General features: G+C 72.6%; 14 protein-coding genes. 9 read left to right on the forward strand and 5 right to left on the reverse strand.

Annotated features, from left to right (window positions below):
- Positions 1 to 2 precede the first annotated feature (2 nt).
- Entirely contained in the window at positions 3 to 881 is an 879-nt protein-coding gene (locus ACFWXC_RS04390; RefSeq protein ID WP_384472850.1) for an alpha/beta fold hydrolase, read from the reverse strand.
- 1,141 nt (positions 882 to 2,022) lie between these two features.
- Here ACFWXC_RS04390 and ACFWXC_RS04395 point away from each other — a divergent pair.
- Entirely contained in the window at positions 2,023 to 4,911 is a 2,889-nt protein-coding gene (locus ACFWXC_RS04395) for an AAA family ATPase (RefSeq protein ID WP_384472852.1), read from the forward strand.
- A gap of 140 nt (positions 4,912 to 5,051) precedes the next feature.
- Entirely contained in the window at positions 5,052 to 6,677 is a 1,626-nt protein-coding gene (locus ACFWXC_RS04400) for a protease pro-enzyme activation domain-containing protein (protein ID WP_384472855.1), read from the forward strand.
- Positions 6,678 to 6,777: 100 nt separating this feature from the next.
- On the opposite strand, the gene ACFWXC_RS04405 is transcribed toward ACFWXC_RS04400, so the two are convergent.
- The gene (locus tag ACFWXC_RS04405; protein ID WP_384472858.1) at positions 6,778 to 7,593 is read right to left on the reverse strand and encodes a hypothetical protein; all 816 of its coding nucleotides are present in this window, start codon (positions 7,591 to 7,593) and stop codon (positions 6,778 to 6,780) included.
- Between the two features lie 358 nt (positions 7,594 to 7,951).
- On the opposite strand from ACFWXC_RS04405, the gene ACFWXC_RS04410 reads away from it, so the two are divergent.
- The 3 genes from ACFWXC_RS04410 to ACFWXC_RS04420 are packed head-to-tail and all read left to right on the forward strand — an operon-like array spanning position 7,952 to position 10,885.
- Complete coding sequence (locus tag ACFWXC_RS04410) at positions 7,952 to 9,643, forward strand: GH25 family lysozyme (protein ID WP_384472861.1); 1,692 nt, start codon at positions 7,952 to 7,954, stop codon at positions 9,641 to 9,643.
- 27 nt (positions 9,644 to 9,670) lie between these two features.
- Positions 9,671 to 10,090 carry a hypothetical protein gene (locus ACFWXC_RS04415; RefSeq protein WP_384472864.1) on the forward strand — a complete coding sequence of 140 codons (420 nt, stop codon included), beginning with the start codon at positions 9,671 to 9,673 and terminating at the stop codon, positions 10,088 to 10,090.
- Between the two features lie 45 nt (positions 10,091 to 10,135).
- A complete protein-coding gene (locus ACFWXC_RS04420; RefSeq protein ID WP_384472867.1) occupies positions 10,136 to 10,885 on the forward strand; it encodes a D-Ala-D-Ala carboxypeptidase family metallohydrolase in 750 nt (249 codons plus the stop codon).
- 69 nt (positions 10,886 to 10,954) lie between these two features.
- Here ACFWXC_RS04420 and ACFWXC_RS04425 read toward each other — a convergent pair whose 3' ends face one another.
- Positions 10,955 to 11,980, reverse strand: a complete 1,026-nt coding sequence (locus ACFWXC_RS04425) for a helix-turn-helix domain-containing protein (protein WP_384472870.1) — start codon at positions 11,978 to 11,980, stop codon at positions 10,955 to 10,957.
- Positions 11,981 to 12,330: 350 nt separating this feature from the next.
- Between ACFWXC_RS04425 and ACFWXC_RS04430 the strand changes: the two genes are divergently transcribed.
- The gene (locus ACFWXC_RS04430; protein ID WP_384472873.1) at positions 12,331 to 13,173 is read left to right on the forward strand and encodes a PhzF family phenazine biosynthesis protein; all 843 of its coding nucleotides are present in this window, start codon (positions 12,331 to 12,333) and stop codon (positions 13,171 to 13,173) included.
- Between the two features lie 16 nt (positions 13,174 to 13,189).
- On the opposite strand, the gene ACFWXC_RS04435 is transcribed toward ACFWXC_RS04430, so the two are convergent.
- Complete coding sequence (locus ACFWXC_RS04435) at positions 13,190 to 13,633, reverse strand: Lrp/AsnC family transcriptional regulator (protein ID WP_384472876.1); 444 nt, start codon at positions 13,631 to 13,633, stop codon at positions 13,190 to 13,192.
- Between the two features lie 153 nt (positions 13,634 to 13,786).
- On the opposite strand from ACFWXC_RS04435, the gene ACFWXC_RS04440 reads away from it, so the two are divergent.
- Both ACFWXC_RS04440 and ACFWXC_RS04445 read left to right on the forward strand, forming a co-directional pair.
- Positions 13,787 to 14,956 carry a trans-sulfuration enzyme family protein gene (locus ACFWXC_RS04440; RefSeq protein ID WP_384472879.1) on the forward strand — a complete coding sequence of 390 codons (1,170 nt, stop codon included), beginning with the start codon at positions 13,787 to 13,789 and terminating at the stop codon, positions 14,954 to 14,956.
- 218 nt (positions 14,957 to 15,174) lie between these two features.
- A complete protein-coding gene (locus ACFWXC_RS04445) occupies positions 15,175 to 16,476 on the forward strand; it encodes an amidohydrolase family protein (RefSeq protein WP_384472882.1) in 1,302 nt (433 codons plus the stop codon).
- A gap of 164 nt (positions 16,477 to 16,640) precedes the next feature.
- On the opposite strand, the gene ACFWXC_RS04450 is transcribed toward ACFWXC_RS04445, so the two are convergent.
- On the reverse strand, positions 16,641 to 17,603 hold the full coding sequence (locus ACFWXC_RS04450) for an amidohydrolase family protein (RefSeq protein ID WP_384472885.1): 963 nt from the start codon (positions 17,601 to 17,603) through the stop codon (positions 16,641 to 16,643).
- Positions 17,604 to 17,761: 158 nt separating this feature from the next.
- On the opposite strand from ACFWXC_RS04450, the gene ACFWXC_RS04455 reads away from it, so the two are divergent.
- Complete coding sequence (locus ACFWXC_RS04455; RefSeq protein WP_384472888.1) at positions 17,762 to 18,541, forward strand: MBL fold metallo-hydrolase; 780 nt, start codon at positions 17,762 to 17,764, stop codon at positions 18,539 to 18,541.
- The last annotated feature ends 3 nt before the right edge of the window (positions 18,542 to 18,544 follow it).

Raw genomic sequence — 18,544 nt, forward strand, 5'->3', positions numbered from 1 at the left:
CGTCATTCCCGCGGCGTGCCCGCCAGCAGCCAGTCCAGTACGTCGGGCAGCGCGCGCAGCGACGCGAAGTGGGCCGCCTTCGGCTCCAGGACGGCCTTGGCGCGCGGAATCCGTGCGGCCAGCCAGGAGAAGTGGGAGGCGGGCGAGAACACGTCCTTCGCACCGTGCCACAGCAGCACCGGCACCCCGATGTGCGCCGGATCGAAGCCCCACGGGCTGGTCAGCGCGAACGCGTCGTCGATCCAGCCGTACGCCGAGGTGCGCAGCGCCTCATGGTAGGTGCGCAGCAGCATCGACCGGATGTTGCTGTCGGAGACGATCATCCGGTCCTCCTCGGTCAGGTCCGAGCGCAGTTCCTCCAGCATCCGCCCCGGGTTGCTGCGGATGACGGCCGAACGCGGGATGATCCGGGCCACGTACCGCTCCGGGTCGGTGAAGGCCGTATGGAACTCCAGGACGTTGAACGGTGTCATCCCGGCGAACCAGTCGAGCCCCTCGGCGTCCCGCGGCGCGAGCCCCACCAGGGCGGCCGCCCGCGTCACCCGGCCCGGCAGCAGCGCCGCGCAGGCGAGGGCGTGCGGTCCGCCACCGGACCGGCCGGCCACCGCGAACCGGTCGAGGCCGAGGGCGTCCGCCACGGCCGTCACGTCCTCGACGGCGTCCACGACCCGGCGTCCCGGCCGGCGGTCCGAACCCCCGTACCCCGGCCGGTCGAAGCTGATGAGCCGGGCGCCGTGCTGGTACAGGAACATCGGCCGGGGCCGCGGCCCGACCCGGCTGCCGGGCATGCCGTGCAGGAGGAACACCGGTCGCCCCCGGGGATCCCCCGAGACCTCCACCCGCAGTTGCCGCCCGCTCGCCGTCCGCACCAGATCAGGCACCGCCGTGTCCCCCTCCCGCGGCCGTGGCCGGGACCACGTTGCACGACCATTGCCCACAGAGCCAGACCATGAAACGAACGTGCAGGTCAACCGGCTTGTATCCGGGGCGCCTCGCGAAGCGGCCGGATCGGCCGCGGGCGATTGCGCAGGCACAGGCGGCATGGGTATCCGCTCCCACCCGGGTGCAGGCGTCGGCGGCGCGGGTCCGGTGGGCGCGGGCGGTGTCCGTGTCGCCCTGCGACCGCGCGCACAGGGCGGGATTCCGCAGGGTGTGAGCGGTGAGGAGGGTGTCGCCGAACCTTCCGTACGACTCCAGAGCCGTCGGCAGCGCCTCGGCCTCCTCCTCCCTTCGTCCGAGGTGAGAGAGAGCCGCTCCGAGGTTGGTCAACGCCCAGGCCTCGTCGTACCGGTCGCCGGCGACCTGCCGGATCGGCACCTCGTGCGGTGCCGGCGGGTCGGCCGCGGTGCCTCCCCGCTGCCGGTGCGCACGGCAGCCCCGTGCCCGCCGACCGCCGGCCGTCCCGCCGTCCCGCCGGGAAGGCTGCGTCCTAGTACGGCAGGATCCGCCCGGAAGGCGTCCTGCGGTCGATCTCCTGTCCACGGGGAGCGGGCCGACGAACAACGCGCACGCGAATCCGACCGTCCATGACGCCCTCCTCTTGCCGAGCCCTGACCGGGCCTGCCGTCCGGTAGGAGGGCCATGCCCCGCGACCGGTACCTCCAAGCCTCATGAGCGCCGCGAGTTGGCGAACTGTTTCTCCCCTCCGCTTCACCTCGTTCGGCCTGCCGGACACCGTTCGGGAAACCTCGCCGCCGCCGTGCCCGTCGTTTGACACCCTCGCAACGCGACGTCATCTCCGGGTAACGACATAGGACTTGGCGGGGGTCCGCGCATGACGCACACCGCAGGCCTGCGCGCCGTGCGGGACGCCGGGCAAGTCCGTGTACTCGGGCGACCCGTTCCTCGCGACCGCATCCGCTCCTTCCGTGTATACGACCGGGCGCTCGCCGACGACGGGGGCGGAGTCACCGTGACGGTTCGTCGGAGCGCGGCACCCTGCGGGACGGCGGACGGGTTCACCGGGTCCGGGAGGTGACCGATGTCATTGACAAGCCGATCACCGACGGTTGTCATGAACACATGTTTCTGACCGGGCGCCGTGCGCTGCTCGACGCCGCCCGAGTCCAGGCCGCGGCACGCCCCGGAGTGCTCCTCCACGGTCCCGCCGGCATCGGCAAGTCCACGCTCGTGACGGCTCTCGCCGAGGCCCTGGCCGCCGACGCCCCGCCGGCCGGCACCGTACTGCGCTGCTCGCCCGCCGAGGAGGAGACCCGGCTCCCCTTCGCGGGGCTCGTCAGCCTGTTCGCACAGGTCCCGGAGAGCTGCCTGGAGACCCTGCCGCCCGAGCCCCGGACAGCACTGCGGGCGGCCCTGCTGCGCGGCCCGGAGCCGGCGGCCGACCGGGGCCGGCTCGCGGTGCGCGTCGCCGTCCTCGACGCGTTGCGCTCCCTGGCCGCCACCGGCCCCGTCCTGCTGGTCGTCGACGGTCTGCAGTGGCTCGACGAACCGACCGCCGAGGTCCTCGCCTTCGCCGTACGCCGTCTCGAAGGTCCCGGCATCCGGATGCTCGCCGCCGAGCGGGTGGCGGACGGCGGGCAGCCCGAACGGCTGCGCTGCTGCCCGCCCGGCACCGTCGAACTCCCCGTGCCGCCCCTGACCGACGGCGAGACGGCCCGCCTCGTCCGCGCCGACCTCGGTGCCGACCTGCCCCCGGCCCTGCTGCGGGCGGTCCAGGAAACCGCCGCGGGAAACCCCCTGTACGCACGGGAGTTGGGGCGGGCCGCCCGGCACGCCCCGGCGCCCCTCGGCTTCGGCGCGACCCCGCCCGTACCCCCGAGACTGCGCAACCTCCTTCTGGAGCAGGCCCGTTCGCTGCCGGAGGCGGTGCGGCACACCCTCCTCGTCGCGAGCGCCGCCGCCCGCCCCACCCTGACCCTGCTGCGTGCCGCGGGGCTCCCCGACCCCGCGGCGGACCTCGCGGAGGCCGAACGGCTCGGCATCGCGACGGCCGACGCCGACGGGATCGTACGGTTCCGGCACCCCGTACTGCGGGCGGCCGTGCACGCCGACGCCCCCGAGCACGGCCGGCGGCGGGCACACGCGCGGCTGGCCGAGGCGGCGGCCGGGCCCGTGGACCGGGCCCGGCATCTCGCGCTCGCCCACCCGTACGAGGACGAGGCCACCGCCCGCACCCTGATGTCCGCGGCCGAGTCCGCCCGCGGCGACGGCTCCCCCGGCGCCGCCTTCGAACTGGCCGCTCTCGCCGCCCGCCGCACCCCCGCCGGCCGCCCGACGGAGCATGCCGAACGGCTGCTGGCCGCGGCCGAGTACGCGTGCGACGCCGGACGCCCGGAGGAAGCGGGCGAGGCCGCCGGGGCCGTCCTCGCCCGGTCGGGCTCCGCGGCCCAGCGGGTGCGGGCCCGCCTGGTCCTGCTGCTCGGCGCCGGGCAGGCGCTGGAGAGCGCCGAGGACCTGATCGCGGAAGGCCTCCGGGACGCGGCCGGCGATCCGCGCTCCGAGGCACGGCTGCACCACTGGGCCGCCGTACGGGGGCTGCTGTGCGGGGAGTTGGCGGAGGCGGCCCGGCAGGCCCGGCGGGCGGCACGGCAGGCGGCCGCGGCGGGCGACACGGACACCAGGATCGGGGCGCTCGCCACCCTCGCCCGGGTGCGGTCCCTGGCCGGGGAGCCGGTCGCCGCCGACGCCGCGCTGGAAGAAGCGCTCGCCCTGGTCGGCGGCGCCGGCGGCGGCCCGGAGAGCCGGCGGCTGATCCGGATGCGGGCGATCCTCGCCCTGGACTCCGACCAGGTGACCGAGGCCCGCGACCAGGTCGTCCGGCTCCTCCAGGAGATCGGCGCGTCGGCCGGGGCCGAGGAGGTGACGGCCACCCTGGTGGCGCTGACCCGTATCCAGGTCCGCGCCGGGCACTGCCGTGAGGCGCTGCGCACCGCGGCCCGCTGCTCGCGCGCCCTGCCCCAGGCGGCTCCGGCGCTGTACGCGGCGGCACTCGCCGCGACCGCCGGCGGACCCGCCGACGAGGCCCGGCGGCTGGCCGCGCGGGCGGTACAGGCCTCGGAGGCCGACGGCGACCGGCTGTTCCTGCTGCGCGCCCTCGCGGTGCTCGGGCAGGCCGAACTGCTCGGCGGCGATCCGCGCGGGGCGGCGGCCGCGGTCGAGGCGCTGGAGCGCGTCAAGGAGCTGGGCGAGGCCATGTGCGCCGCCGACCCGCCCCTGCTGCACTGGTACGCCGACCTGGCCGAGGCCCTGGTCGTCCTGGGCGAGACGGACGCGGCCGGCGCCGTGCTCCGCGACGCCCGCGCGCGCCTGCCGGACGGCGCGCCCGGCAGCGTACTGGCGGCGCTGGAGCGGGCGGAGGGCCTGCGCGAGGCGGGCCTCGGCCGGGCGAAGGAGGGGGCGGTACGGCTGCGCGCCGCCGTCGAACGCCTGCGCCACCTCCCGCTCCCCGTCGAGCTGGTCCGCACCCTGATCGCACTCGGCGCGGTCGAGCGCCGGGCCCGCCGCCGCAACGCGGCCCGCGAGGCGCTCGCCGAGGCCCTGGAGACGGCGACCCGGATCGGCGCGGTCCCGCTCGCGTCCCGGGCCCGGGACGAGCTGGCCCGGCAGGCGGCCGGGGAACGCGGCGGCGAGACGGGCGCCGGCGGGCCCGAACTCACGCCCGCGGAGGCCCGGATCGCCGAACTGGTCGGCGGCGGGGCGACCAACAGGGAGGTCGCCGCCGAGCTGTTCATCAGCGTCAAGACGGTGGAGGGGGCGCTGTCCCGGGTCTACCGCAAGTTCGGCGTCCGCTCGCGCACCGCGCTGGCGCACGCGATGGCGGTCGCCGTCATCGCGTCCGGAGCTGCGGTGGACGCGGTCGACGACGACCGAACCGCTGCCACCGCAGCGCCGATGACGATCAGTCAGCCCGCGCGCGTCCGCGTCCCCCGCACCTTCGACACCCGCAGTTAACACGCAACGCAAGGGTTACCCCGCTTACGGGGGCAGGGCCGCAGTTCCTACGGTGATCCCGTTCCGCCTCCGGAATTCCGCCTACGGGATTCCGCCTACGGGACACCCTCCCCACCCCCCACCCCCTCCGGAGGACTTCGGTGAAGTCACGCCTGAAACTGCTCGGTCTGGTCGCCGCGCCGGCCCTGGTCACGGCGGTCGTCCCCGCCGCCTACGCGTCCGACGCCCCGCACACGGCCCGCGCCGCCGTCGCCGGGGACGTCCTGCCCGGCCTGAAGCACAACGCGTCCCGCACCGGCAAGGTCGCCGCCGGCAAGCGGATATCGGTGGCGATCAGCCTGACTCCCCGCGGCGGTACGGCACTTGACACCTTCGTGGCGAAGGTCAGCGACCCGCACTCGGCCTCGTACGGCCACTACCTGACGAAGCAGCAGTTCGCGGCCCGGTTCGGCCGGACCGACGCCGAGGTGAAGAAGCTCCGGGACTACCTGCGTTCGCAGGGGGTCACCGTCGGCAAGGTGCACTCGGGCAACCTGCTGGTCGACGCCAGCGGCACCGCCGCCCAGCTCCAGAAGGCCTTCGGCACCGAGCTGTCGACCTGGAAGGACGCCGCCTCCGGCCGCGCCTTCTACGCCAACGACAGCGCGCCGACCCTCCCGTCCTCCCTCGCCTCCCTGGTCAGCGACGTGGCAGGCCTCAACAACCGCGTCCAGCTGCACCACCAGGCGACCCCGGGCACCGTCTCCCCCCACGACGGCCCCGGCGGCGGCTACACCCCGGCCCAGCTCAAGGGCGGCTACAACGTCTCCAGCACCTACACCGGCAGCGGCCAGAAGATCGCGCTCCTTGAGTTCGACGGCTTCCAGCAGTCCAACATCACCAAGTACGACACCAACTACAGCCTCGGTTCGCCCACCCCGACCGTGTCCAAGGTGGACGGCGGCTCGGGCTCGCTCGGTGACGGCCAGGTCGAGGTCGAACTGGACATCGAGGTCCTGCACGCGATCGCCCCGAAGGCGAACGTGACCGTGTTCGAGGGCCCCAACTCCGACGCCGGCGAGGTCGACACCTACCAGGCCATCGTCGACAGCGGCATCCCCACCACCTCGATCAGCTGGGGCGCCGCCGAGAGCGCCCGCACCACCTCCAACATCAACGCGGTGGACGCCGTCTTCAAGGCGGGCGCCGCCGAGGGCCTCGGCTTCTACGCGGCCTCCGGTGACGACGGCTCCGACGACGCGGGCGACGGCGGCACCTCCGTCGACTACCCGGCCAGCGACCCGTACGTCACGGGCGTCGGCGGCACCAAGCTGACCGTCACCTCCGCCAACGCCTTCAGCAAGGAGGTGGCCTGGTCCGGCGGCGGTGGCGGCAAGTCCTCCGTCTTCAAGATCCCGAGCTGGCAGACGGCCGTCCAGAAGAGCGCGGGCGGCGGCTACCGCCAGGTCCCGGACGTCTCGGCGCACGCCAACCCCAGCCCCGGCGTCTCCATCTACTCGCAGGGCTCCTGGTCCTCGGTCGGCGGCACCAGCGCGGCGGCCCCCGAGTGGGCGGCGTTCGCGGCGCTCTACAACCAGCAGGCCGCGGCGAAGGGCAAGGCCAACCTCGGCTTCGCCAACCCGGCCCTCTACACAGCGAGCGGCACCGGCTTCCACGACATCACCAGCGGCAGCAACGGCGCCTACTCCGCGGCCTCCGGCTGGGACTTCACCACCGGCTGGGGCTCGTACAACGCCTCGACCCTGGCCACGAAGCTCCTCGGCTGACCCCACCTCCTGAACCACCGGGTGCGTCCGGCCCGGCCCCGGCCCCGAGTCCTGCATCCGGGACCCGGGGCCGGGCCTTTCCTCCGGACAGGGCGGTCCGTCACCTGACGTCGACGAAGTCGCCCGCGGCGGTGGCCGGGCCGGTGGTGGCGGTGCCGGGGAAGAGGAAGCGGAACCAGCCGTCCGCCTTCGCCTTGGTCGTGGTCCGCAGCGCTCCGCCGCTGCCGCCGGTGACGGTCTTCAGGGTGGTGTACGTGGAGCTGCCCTTCTTGCGGAACTGCAGCCGTACCGGCTGCCCCTGGTAGCCGGTGTACCCGCCGCTCTCCCAGTCGGCGCGGGTGAGCCTGCCCGTGACCGTGACGTTCCGGCCCTTCTTCACCGGCTCGGGCGAGGCGTTGACCGTCACCTTGGCCAGGCGCTTGAACCGGGCCGTGCCTGCGACGTCGGTCTCCGTCCAGTCGTCGCCGGTGTCCTGCGCAGCGGCGAGCACCTTCCAGGTGCCGGCGACGCCGTTGCGGCGGAAGTCCCGTGCGGCGTCCACGCCGAAGCTCACCTTGCAGGTGACGGTGGTGCGGTCGGCGGAGGCCGCGGTGCAGGTACCCGCCGGCGGGTACAGCGGCAGGATGCCGTCGGCGTCGTCGGTGTTCGGACCGTGCCACAGGTAGGCCCAGGACGCGGCGACGCCGTCCGGGTCCTCGGCCGTCCAGGTGATCGTGACGGTCTTTCTGGTGGTCAGGCCGAGCACGACGTCCTTGCCGCCGTTGACGACGACGTCCGAGAACGCCGTACCGCCGGCCGTGGCCGGGTCCGCCGCCTGGGCGGCTGCCTGGGCGGTTGCCTGGGCGGTTGCCGGAATCACGGACACGGCGAGGGCGGTCGTCAGGGACGCGACGGCGGCGGCCGGGCGGATGCGCATGGAGTCCCCCTTCGGGATGGCCGGCCTCGCCGTCTCGTCGTACGGCGAGGCCTCTTGGTGTGTCACCGGTGGCTAGACCCGCGCGGGTCGGTCCCGGTTGCCCTGTTCTCCGGACCGTTCTCCGGACCGTTCTCCGGACCGATGTCCGCATCCGCCGCGCGGGCGGGCCGGGCCGGCCACGACGGACCTCGTGTCTGCTGTCCCAACTGCATCCCAGCGGTACTCCGTCCCCGCAGGTCACAGGCGTGCGACTGTCCCGGCGTCCCTGCCGGGGAGCAGCGGATCCGCTGCGGGGCCGACCCTGCCAGCCTGATCCCTGCCGGGGCCTCCCGGTCACCGATCTGAGGGGGAACACCAGATGGGACGAAGGACGCTTCTGCGGGGTCTGACCCTCGCCGTGGCAGCGGTCCTGCCCCTGTACGGGTCCACGACGGTACAGGCGGCGCAGTCCGCCGCGGCCGCCGCGGTCGCGGTCTGCGGGCACACGAGCGCACAGCCCACACTGCAGCGGGGCTCGACGGGGGACCCGACCGTCGAGGCACAGTGCGAGCTCGGCCTGGCGACGAAGCCGAGCCGGTACACGCCGATCGCGGCGGACGGCTCGTTCGGGCCGGCGACGGAGACGCGGGTCAAGGAGTTCCAGCGGTGCGCCGGGCTGGACGCGGACGGCGTGCTCGGTCCGCAGACCTGGGCCGCGCTGAACACCTGGGCCGCCCAGCCGCACACCTGCGCGACCCAGGGCACGGCGGGCACGGCGCAGACGGCCGTGTGCGGCCACACCGACACCCGCCCGAGCCTGCAGAAGGGCGCGAAGGGCACCGAGGTCGAGGAGGTGCAGTGCCGGCTGAACCTGGCCATGGAGCCGTTCCACTACCCGCCGCTGACGATCGACGGCGACTTCGGGGGCGGCACCGAGAGCCGGGTCATCGAGTTCCAGCACTGCGCCAATCTCAGTGCCGACGGCGTGGTGGGCCCCAACACCTGGGCGAAACTCGTGGACTGGTCCAGTCGTAACACGTACTGCACGCCGCCGCGCCCCGCCGGCTACCCGATAGACGGTCTGGACACCGCCAAGTACCAGCACCCCGGCGGCGCGCCGATCGACTGGAAGGCCGTGAAGGCCTCGGGGGTCGAGTTCGCGACGGTCAAGGCCACCCGGGGCCTGAACGTCACCGACGAATACCTCGCCACCGACCTGCCGGCGGCCAGGGCGGCGGGGCTGGCCGTCGCGCCGTACCACTTCTACACGGGCACCGCGGCCGACACGGGTGCCGCGCAGGCCGACCGGTTCATCGCCGCCGTACGGGCGACCGGCTACACCGGGCAGCGGGCGGGCGACCTGCCGCCGGTGTTCGACCTGGAGCGCATGGACGACGGCACCGGACGCTGCCCCACCTACGGCACGGTGGCCGACGCCAGGGCCTGGCTCGACAAGGTGGAGGCGGCCTTCGGCCGTACCCCGGTCATCTACACCCAGAAGTCCTTCCTGGACGACTGCCTGGGCTCGACCACCGCCTTCGCCCGGTATCCGCTGCAACTCGCGGACTACCGCCAGTCGATCACCCAGCCGCCGGTGCCGAACGGCTCGACGACCTGGGCGATGTGGCAGTACACCGACGCCGCGCTGTTCCCGGGCATCAAGGCACCGGCGACCGCGGACGTGTTCAACGGCACCCAGGCCGACCTGGACCGGCTGGCCAACCGCACCTCCGGTCTCACCGCCTCGGCGTCAGCCGCCTCGGCCGCCACCGCCACTGCCACGAGCTGTTACGGCGGAGCGGTCACGGTGCACTACGGGGACGTGCTCGACTTCGGCCCGTACTGGACGACGAGCCGCTGCAACGACATCAACATGCGCGTCGTCGGCGGCGACGCGGAGTACGTCGTCGCCTGCGTGAAGTTCGCGAAGACCGGCGTCTGCAACCGCTGGACCAGGGTCGGCTGGAGCTGGACGACCATCGCCACCGACGTCCTGGACGGGACCAAGTTCACCGTGCCCAACGGCGTGGACCTGGAAGGCAGTTCCGCGACCATCCAGATCGCCTTCTGACCCCCCTCACCCGAACGGAGACCAACCATGACCAGGAACAGGACGTTCGCCTCGGTCCTGATCACCGCGGCCGCGCTGCTGGGCGTGGGCGTCGCACCCGCCTCCGCACAGCCCTCGGCCACCGCGACCAGCTGCTACGGCGGTGCGAAGACCCTGACGTACCACTACTCCACGTCACCCGTGTCCTACGGCACCTATACGACATCCTCGCGGTGCAACGACATCAACATGAGGCTCCTCACGGACAGCCCGGCGGGGGTGTTCCTGTACGCCTGCGTGGTGTTCGTCGACCACACCAGCAAGTGCAACAACGACGACACCTACTCCCTGCACGGTACCGAGTGGGCGACCGTCGCCACCGACGTCAAGGACGGCACCCACTTCGTCCTGCGGGTGGGCCCCTACGACACCGACGCGCAGAACGTGACGTTCCAGATCGCCTACTGACCTCTGCCCGCACCACCGTCACCGAGAGTTCCCGAAAGGACGACCATGACCTCCTCCTTCCGTCCCATCGACCGCCGCACCATGCTGCGCGGCACGCTGGCCGCCGGTGCCGGCGTCGCCTTCGGCCAGCTGCTGTTCTCGGGCACCGCACAGGCCTATGCGTGGTCGCGCACGCTGACCCAGGGCGCGACGGGTGCCGACGTGACCGAACTGCAGATCCGGATCGCGGGCTGGGCGGCGGACAGCGCCAGCCAGAGCCGGGTCGGCATCGACGGCGACTTCGGCCCCGGTACGGCGGCTGCCGTACGCCGGTTCCAGGCGGCGTACGGTCTCAGCGCCGATGCCGAGGTCGGCCCCAACACCCAGGCGAAGCTCAACGCCCTGGAGCAGTCGGACGGCTCCACGCTCCACTTCAACTGGACCGAGTTCTACAACCAGACGGACGGCACCTTCAACGGCGGCAAGCTGAGCGCGTCGCAGGTGAAGGAGAACGTCCGGCGCTGCATGTACAAGCTGGAGGCGCTGCGCAAGAAGCTGGGCGACAAGCCGATCACGGTCAACTCCGGCTTCCGCAGCATCGCGCACAACGCCGAGATCGGCGGGGCCAGCGACAGCATGCACCTGTACGGCACGGCGGCCGACCTCGACGTGCCGGGCGTGGCCACCAAGACCGTCTACCAGAAGGCGGAGACCTGCGGGTTCTCCGGGCTGGAGACGTACACCGTCGACCACCAGCACGTCGACAGCAGGGCCGACCTCGGCCGTGCCTGGTGGTGGGAGAACGGCACGGTCTGACGCCGCCCTCGGGGGAGCGGAGCTCCGGGTACCGCCGCTTCGGTACCCGGAGCTCCGGGCTTCAGCGCCTCAGCGCTTGCTCTTCGCCTTGCCCGTCGGCGTGCTCTTCAGCGCCGCCTCGCACGAGGGCCAGTCGTGGAAGTCGTGCCGGACACTCCACAGCCGGTGGGCCGCCCTGATGTTCCAGTCCGGGTCGAACGCCCGCAGCGGGGTGCCGTCGAGCTCCCGCAGGCGGGCGTCGGAGATCTGGAACACGCCCCAGTTGCGGCTGCCGTTGGTGTTGGGCAGTACGTACAGCGGGTCGAGGAAGGACGCGCAGCGGGCGACGGCCACGGCGGTGCCGGGATCCTCGACGAACACCTCACGGACGCGCTTCGCCACCTTCGCCGGCGACCAGGTCGTCATGCTCACCTGCTGTGCGTAGAGCGCCTTCTTGGTGGCGTCGTCGACCACGTTGGTGGCCGGCAGCCCCGCCAGCACCTGGAACGCGGTCAGTCTGCGCAGGGTCTCCGGCCCGAAGTCGCCGTCGACGGCGAGCGTGCCCCTGGCCCGCGTCAGCAGGGTCTGGACCTCGCGCACGCACTCGTCGTGCTGCCCCATGCTCACCGACTTGCAGGCGGGTGAGTACAGCAGCCCGCCACCGGTCACCGGCGCGTCACCGGCGGAACTCCCGACGGGCAGCCACACGAAGCCGGCCACCAGCACCACCGCGACCACGGCGGCCAGCATCGCGGGACGGGAGGACAGTCTCTCGGACCACCGGGACCGGCGCGGCTTCACGGTCTCTTCGGGGATGACCTCCGGCGGGGAAACCGGGTTCTCCTCGGCGGTCGCGGCCGGTACGTCCCGGTCGGTGTCCGCCAGCGCCCACAGCCGGTGCAGTTCGCGGAGCTCCTCCGCACTGGCGCCGCACACCTTGGCAAAAGCGTGCACCACCCGGTAGTCCGTCGGGACGCTGAGGCCGGAGCAGTACCGGTGCAGGCTGGAACCGCTGACGCCCGCCTCCTTGCCGAGGCGGTCGTAACCCCGGCCGCTGCGGTCCTTCAGCATCCGCAGGTGGGCGGCGAACTTTTCGGTCTGCGGAGAGGCAACCACGCGTCCCCCCTTGCTCAAGCCTCTACTGACGGGTAGAAGCTACACCGCAGGAATGGCGCGCGTACGTCCTTTCGATATCGCCATACGACCGTCAACGACCGTTCTGGTGGTCATATTTGACAGCACGTCAGTAATGACCGTCAGCTCGTTTCGCGTCGACCGGGGAATCCCGCCTCCGCGGCGGCCCCGGAGTCCGTCGGCCGGCCCTCCAGCCCCCGCTCGGTCAGTCCACTTTGTCGCGGGTGGCCCTGTACCGGCGGGGCGGGCACCCGTTGGGATGGACCTGCCTCCGCCGGTGCGCGAGACACGCAGGGTCCGCCGCGGGAGCTATCGAAAGGCAGTTGACGACCATGCCGCGCACACGTTCATTCGCACAGGTCGACGTGTTCTCCACGAGCCCCTATGGCGGCAATCCGGTCGCGGTCGTCCTGGACGGGACCGATCTGAGCGACGAGGAGATGCAGCGCGTGGCGTGCTGGACGAACCTGTCCGAGACCACGTTCGTCCTTCCCCCCACCGCCCCGGAGGCGGACTACCGGCTGCGGATCTTCACGCCCCAGGACGAGCTGCCGTTCGCCGGGCACCCCACCCTCGGCTCCGCGCGCGCCTGGCTGGACGGCGGCGGCCTGCCGCGGCACGCCGACCGCATCGTGCAGGAGTGCGCCGCCGGCCTGGTCACCGTGCGCCACGGCGAGGGCACCCTGTCCTTCGCCGCCCCGCCCCGGGTACGTGAGGGCGCCCTCGACGACGACTACCTGAACCGGATCACGACCGCGTTCGGCATCACACGCGACCGCGTCGTGGCCCATCAGTGGGTCGACAACGGTCCCGGCTGGGCCGTGCTCCAACTGGCCACGGCCGAGGAGGTCCTCGCCCTCGAACCCGACCTCTCCCTCATCCCGGCCGCGATGGTCGGCGCGATCGGCGCTCACCCCCAAGGCTCCCCTCACCAGTTCGAGATGCGCACCTTCGCCCCCGGCATCGGCGTGCCCGAGGACCCCGCGTGCGGCAGCATGAACGCCGCCGTGGGCCAGTGGCTCACCGCCACCGGTGCCGCACCCTCCGCCTACCGGGTCTCCCAGGGGCGGCGGCTGGGACGGACCGGGAGCATCGAGATCACCGCGGACCCGGACGGCACCGTGTGGGTCAGCGGCGCCGCCACGGTCTGTGTCCGCGGCACCATCGCCGTCTGACCCGTCACCGGGAGCGTCAGGCGGCGCCGGGCGACAGTGTCTTCATGGTGACGTAGCTGGTCACCGTGGCCACGCCGGGCAGGCCGGCCAGCTGGTTGGCGTGGAAGTCCTCGTAGGCGGGCAGGTCGGTCACCTCGACCTGGAGCAGATAGTCGAAGTTGCCGGTGATGTGGTGGCAGGCGACCACCTCGGGCAGCCGGATGATCGCGCCCTCGAACGCGACCACGTCCGCACGGGTGTGCCGCATCAGCCGCACCCCGGCGAACACCCGCAGGCTGCGGCCGACCGCGGCGGGATCGATCAGCGCGCGGTAGCCGCGGATGACCCCGGCGTCCTCCAGCTGACGCACGCGCCGCAGGCAGGGCGACGGCGACAGTCCCACCCGGGCGGCGAGCTCGGCGTTGCTGATCCGGCCGTGCTGTTCGAGCACGGCCAGAATCGACCGATCGACATCGTCCATGGTGGCAGATTATTGCTCCATCGGCCTGCGTACCACAATTGTGCGCCTGCTCCGCACGCAATTTGCTGCCAACATTGCCCGGACCTGTTCGCCCCGGGGCGCCGGTCGGCCACCGTGGATGACGTCGTATCCACGGTCCACGGAAGGGCAGCCATGCCGGGCACCAGCACCATCACCGTCCACGCCGATCGCGACGTCCACCCCAGCCGCGCCGTGGCACCGCCCATCTACCAGACGGCGGCGTTCTGGGCCGAGGACGGGGAGACGTTCGCGCGGGGCGCGGTCGCCCCGCGGGGCAAGGACTTCTACACCCGCTTCGGCAACCCGAACCACGCCCAGGTCGCGGCCGTCGTCGCCGAACTGGAGAACACCGAGGCGGCGATGGTCACCGCGTCCGGAATGGCCGCGCTCACCACCGCCGTGCTGGCCCTGGTGTCCGCCGGTGACCACGTCATCGGGCAGCGGTCCACCTACGGCGGCACGGCGTCGGTGCTGCTGAACCTGCTGCCGCGGCTCGGCGTGTCCACCACCCTGGTCGACCAGACCGACCCGGAGGCGTACGCGAGGGCACTGACCCCGCGGACCCGTCTGATCCTGGTGGAGTCACCGAGCAACCCGCTGCTGCAGATCACCGACCTGCGCGGCGTCGCGGACCTCGCCCGCGCGCACGACGTGCTCACCCTGGCGGACAACACCTTCGCCACCCCGCTGAACCAACGGCCGGCGGACCTCGGCATCGACCTGGTCTGGCACAGCGCGACCAAGTACCTCAACGGCCACACCGACGTGTCCGCCGGGGTGATCGCCGGGCGGGCCGGGCTCCTGGACCGGATCTGGGAGGTCGGCCTGCTCACCGGTGCCACGCTCGGTCCGGTCGACGCGTGGTTGCTGCTGCGCGGCATACGCACCCTGCCGCTGCGGGTGGCGCGGCACAACGCCAACGGCCTCGCGCTCGCCGAGGCGCTGCACGGGCATCCGGCCGTGAGCCGGGTGCACTATCCCGGCCTGGCGACCCACCCGCAGCACAAGCTGGCGGCCGGCCAGATGAGCGGTTACGGCGGAGTGCTGGCCGTCGAGTTCGCCGGCGGTTACGAGACGGCCGACGACTTCCTCGGCCGGCTGCGCTACCCGCGCCGGTCGGCCAGCCTCGGCGGCGTGGAATCGCTGGCCGTGCACCCGGCGTCCATGTGGCGCGGGATGCTCAGCGAGGAACAGCTCGCCGAGTCGGTCCCGCTGGGCCTGGTCCGGCTGGCCGCGGGCACGGAGGACACGGCCGACCTGGTCGCCGACGCGCTCGCCGCGGCCGACGCGGTGAGCACCTGAGCGACCGTTCACGCGGCGGCGACTCCCGCCGCACGGCGGCCGGGACCGGGGAGCCGTGGACGGACCCCGCCGACACGGCCAACACGGCCAACACGGCCGACACCGCCGACACCGCCGACACCTTGCGCGGCGACCGCACATCGGCGCGCCGTCCACCGCGACGGCCGCCACGACACGATCTTGAACGAACAGCAAGCGTCCGTGAAGGAGTTCCCCCGATGAAAACCCTGCTCACCGGCGGCACCGTGGTCAGCATGGACCCGGCCGTCGGAGATCTCGACCGCGGTGACGTGCTCATCGAGGACGGCGTGATCGTCAAGGTGGCCGGACATATCGACGCGCCGGACGCCGAGGTGATCGACGCTACCGGCCGGATCGTCATGCCCGGCTTCGTCGACAACCACCGCCACACCTGGCAGACCGCGTTCCGCGGTGTCGGCGCGGACTGGACGTTCCCCGAGTGGGCGGTGGCCATGCACGGCACGGTCAAGCCCCACTACCAGCCCGAGGACGTCTACGCGGGCACCCTGCTCGGCCGCCTGGAGGCCCTGCACTCCGGCGTGACCACGATGCTGGACTGGTACCACGTCGCGGGGACCCACGCGCACGAGGACGCCGCCGTCGCCGCACTGCGGGACGCGCCGGGGCGGTCGGTCTTCTGCCTCGGCGCCGGCTGGGGCACTCCCGACCCCGTCGACGCCGACATCCGCCGCGTCCGCTCCGGCCTGGCAGGGGACGGCCTGGTCACCATGGCGCTGGGGCTGCGCGGGCCCGAGGACACCAGCATGGACACCGTCGCCCGGGAGCTGGAGCTGGCGGCCGAACTCGGCCTGCGCACCAGCCTGCACATCGCCTCCGACGGGACGCAACGCCCGGTCGCCGATCTGCGCGAGCACGGTCTGCTGCGGGACACCACCACGTTCGTGCACGCCAACGGGGTCAGCGACGAGGAGCTGCGGATGCTCGCCGACGCGGGCAGTTCGGTGTCGATCAGCCCGGACGTCGAGCTGAAGATGGGCTTCGGCTGGCCGATGACCGGCCGGGCGCTGGCCGCGGGCCTGCGTCCGACGCTGTCCGTCGACGACGTCCCCTCGGTCGGCGGCGACATGTTCTCCACCATGCGCACCGCCTTCGCCGTGCAGCGCGGCCTGGACGGCGGCCTGCGCTCCCGGGACCTGCTGGCGTTCACCACCGTCGACGCCGCCCGGTCGTGCGGACTCGACGCCCGAACCGGCAGCATCACGCCCGGCAAGGACGCCGACGTCATCCTGCTGCGCGCCGACGACCTGAACGTCTTCCCGGTCACCGACCCGGCCGCCACCGTCGTCAGCGCCGGCCATCCCGGCCTGGTCGACACCGTCCTCGTCGCCGGCCGCGTGGTCAAACGCGACGGCGTCCTGGTGGACGTGGACCTGGCGCCGCTGAAGAACCGGCTGCTCGCCTCACGCGACCGCATCGCCGCAGCCGCCGGCATCCCCCTCGACGGCACCTGGCACCCCCGCCCGGACACCCGGAACTGACCACGGAACGGGCGGGGACTCCACAGCGGTGCACCGGGGGGGGCAGGGAGGCGGGTCCGTGGCCGGCCACACCCTGACGACCGGCCCTGCGGCGAACGCGCGGGCAGCGGATTCGTCTTCCGGCCGTTGCCGTCGGGACCGACCGCAGAGACACGCGCACCGGCTCAGGCGAACCTCGGGAACAGCCTGAGCGCGTTGTCGCGTTCCACGCCCCGGAGTTCGTCCTTGGTGAAGCCGTCGAAGCCGGTGAGGTTCTCGATGGTGTGCACGACCGTGGGTTCCGGGGCCGCAGGCCAGTCGGTGCCGAACAGGATGTGGTCGGCCGAGGTCACTTCGAGCGTCGGCAGCAGGGAGTTGCGGCTTCCGGCCAGCGCCGTCTCGTAGTAGAGCCCTCGCAGCACCTCCGCCACGTGCGCCGGATCGATGTCCGCGTCCGCCGGCCCCCGCCCCATCACGGTGTGCTCGCCGATCCGCCACCCGAGCGTGGGCAGCGCCCCGCCGCAGTGCGCCAGGATCAGCCGCAGCCCGGGATGCCGCCGGAAGACACCGGTGTACAGCGCGTTGGTGATGGTGCGCGCGGTGTCGAAGGGGAACTCGACGATCGAGCTCGGCCGGCCGAAGCCGAGGACGTCGATGTGCGGGCAGTCCTCGGGGTGGACGAAGACCGGCACTTCGCGCCGCGCCAGCTCGGCGAGGACGGGTTCGAGGGACGGATCGCCGAAGTAGCGCCCAATGACGTTCGAGGTCAGCACCACTCCGTCGAGCCTCAACTCGTCCAGGGCATACGCGACTTCCGCCAGCGCCTCGTCGGGACCGTCCGCCGGAAGCGTCGCGAAGGCTCCGAAGCGGCCGGGATGCTTCGCGATCAGTTCGGCATGCCCTTCGTTGATCAGCCGGGCCAGGCGCGTCCCGAAGTCCGGGGCGTCGTCCGTCCCGGCGAACGAGATCGGCATGGACACGAGCTGGGCGGCGATCTCCTGCCGGTCCATGTAGGCGAGCGCGGCCTCCGGCGTCCAACGCACCGAGATGCGGTATCCGCCGGTCGGCCGGAAGCCCCGGCCCGCGATCGCCGTCATCGCCTCGTCCGAGACGCCATGAGTGTGCACATCAATCCGTTGACCGGGCACGACGGTGCTCCTCTGCTCTGTGGTGTGCCTCCGACCCTAAGCAGCAAAATGTCAATCGTCAATTTAAACGCCCATAGCAGCAGCCCGAGCCTAACCATGGCGCCATCCTCAGGACCTATTAAATTGACGCTCGACACTTTAATGGCTACGGTCGAGGCATGCAGATAGGTGATGTGACAGTCGAACCCCTCACCGACGGCGTCATACCGATGCCGCCGAACCTGCTCTACCCGGACGTTCCGGTGTCCGTCTGGCAGGCGCTGCCCGGCGTCCTCGACCGGCACGGGATGCTTCAGATCCCGTTCGGCGGATTCCTGGCCAGAGACCGGAGCGGACATCGCGTCCTCTTCGACCTGGGCGGCGGGCTCGCCCCGCAGTTGCTGCCCGACGGCGCGCTGCCCCCGGTCCGCGAACTCCTCCCGGAGCGGCTGGAGAAGCTGGACTGCCCGCTCGGCTCCGTGACCGACGTGGTCCTCAGCCATCTGCACATCGATCACGTGGGCTGGGCCTCCACCGCGGGCGTGCCCACGTTCCCCCGGGCCAGGCATCACATCCATGCCGAGGACTGGAAGCACTTCGTGGACGGCGAGGCCGACGACGCCGTACGCGGCAAGGTCGCTCCGCTGCGGGACGCGGCCGTGCTGTGGGAGGGCGGTTCCGTCTCCCCGTACGACTGGCTGCGTCTCGTGCACGCGCCGGGTCACACACCGGGCGCATCCGTCGCCCTCATCGAGTCGCGGGGCCGGAGCCTCGCCCTGGTCGGTGACCTCTTCCACCACCCGGCGGCACTGGACCACCCGCACTGGCGCTGCGGCTTCGACTGGGACGCGCCGGCCGCGGCGGCCACCCGGGCCGTCTGGCTGGAGACGCTGCGTGCCACGGACACGCCGCTCGTCGGCCCGCACTTCCCCGAACTGCGACCGGTCTCGCTCCGATGAACC

Source organism: Streptomyces sp. NPDC058683 (assembly GCF_042716195.1).
In the GTDB taxonomy this organism is placed as follows: domain Bacteria; phylum Actinomycetota; class Actinomycetes; order Streptomycetales; family Streptomycetaceae; genus Streptomyces.

Excerpts from the sequence above, each read along its gene's own strand:
- ACFWXC_RS04395 (WP_384472852.1), top strand. The coding sequence starts at position 2,023 with ATGTTTCTGACCGGGCGCCGTGCGCTGCTCGACGCCGCCCGAGTCCAG.
- ACFWXC_RS04405 (WP_384472858.1), bottom strand. The coding sequence starts at position 7,593 with ATGCGCATCCGCCCGGCCGCCGCCGTCGCGTCCCTGACGACCGCCCTC.
- ACFWXC_RS04410 (WP_384472861.1), top strand. The coding sequence starts at position 7,952 with ATGGGACGAAGGACGCTTCTGCGGGGTCTGACCCTCGCCGTGGCAGCG.
- ACFWXC_RS04415 (WP_384472864.1), top strand. The coding sequence starts at position 9,671 with ATGACCAGGAACAGGACGTTCGCCTCGGTCCTGATCACCGCGGCCGCG.
- ACFWXC_RS04420 (WP_384472867.1), top strand. The coding sequence starts at position 10,136 with ATGACCTCCTCCTTCCGTCCCATCGACCGCCGCACCATGCTGCGCGGC.
- ACFWXC_RS04430 (WP_384472873.1), top strand. The coding sequence starts at position 12,331 with ATGCCGCGCACACGTTCATTCGCACAGGTCGACGTGTTCTCCACGAGC.
- ACFWXC_RS04435 (WP_384472876.1), bottom strand. The coding sequence starts at position 13,633 with ATGGACGATGTCGATCGGTCGATTCTGGCCGTGCTCGAACAGCACGGC.
- ACFWXC_RS04440 (WP_384472879.1), top strand. The coding sequence starts at position 13,787 with ATGCCGGGCACCAGCACCATCACCGTCCACGCCGATCGCGACGTCCAC.
- ACFWXC_RS04445 (WP_384472882.1), top strand. The coding sequence starts at position 15,175 with ATGAAAACCCTGCTCACCGGCGGCACCGTGGTCAGCATGGACCCGGCC.
- ACFWXC_RS04455 (WP_384472888.1), top strand. The coding sequence starts at position 17,762 with ATGCAGATAGGTGATGTGACAGTCGAACCCCTCACCGACGGCGTCATA.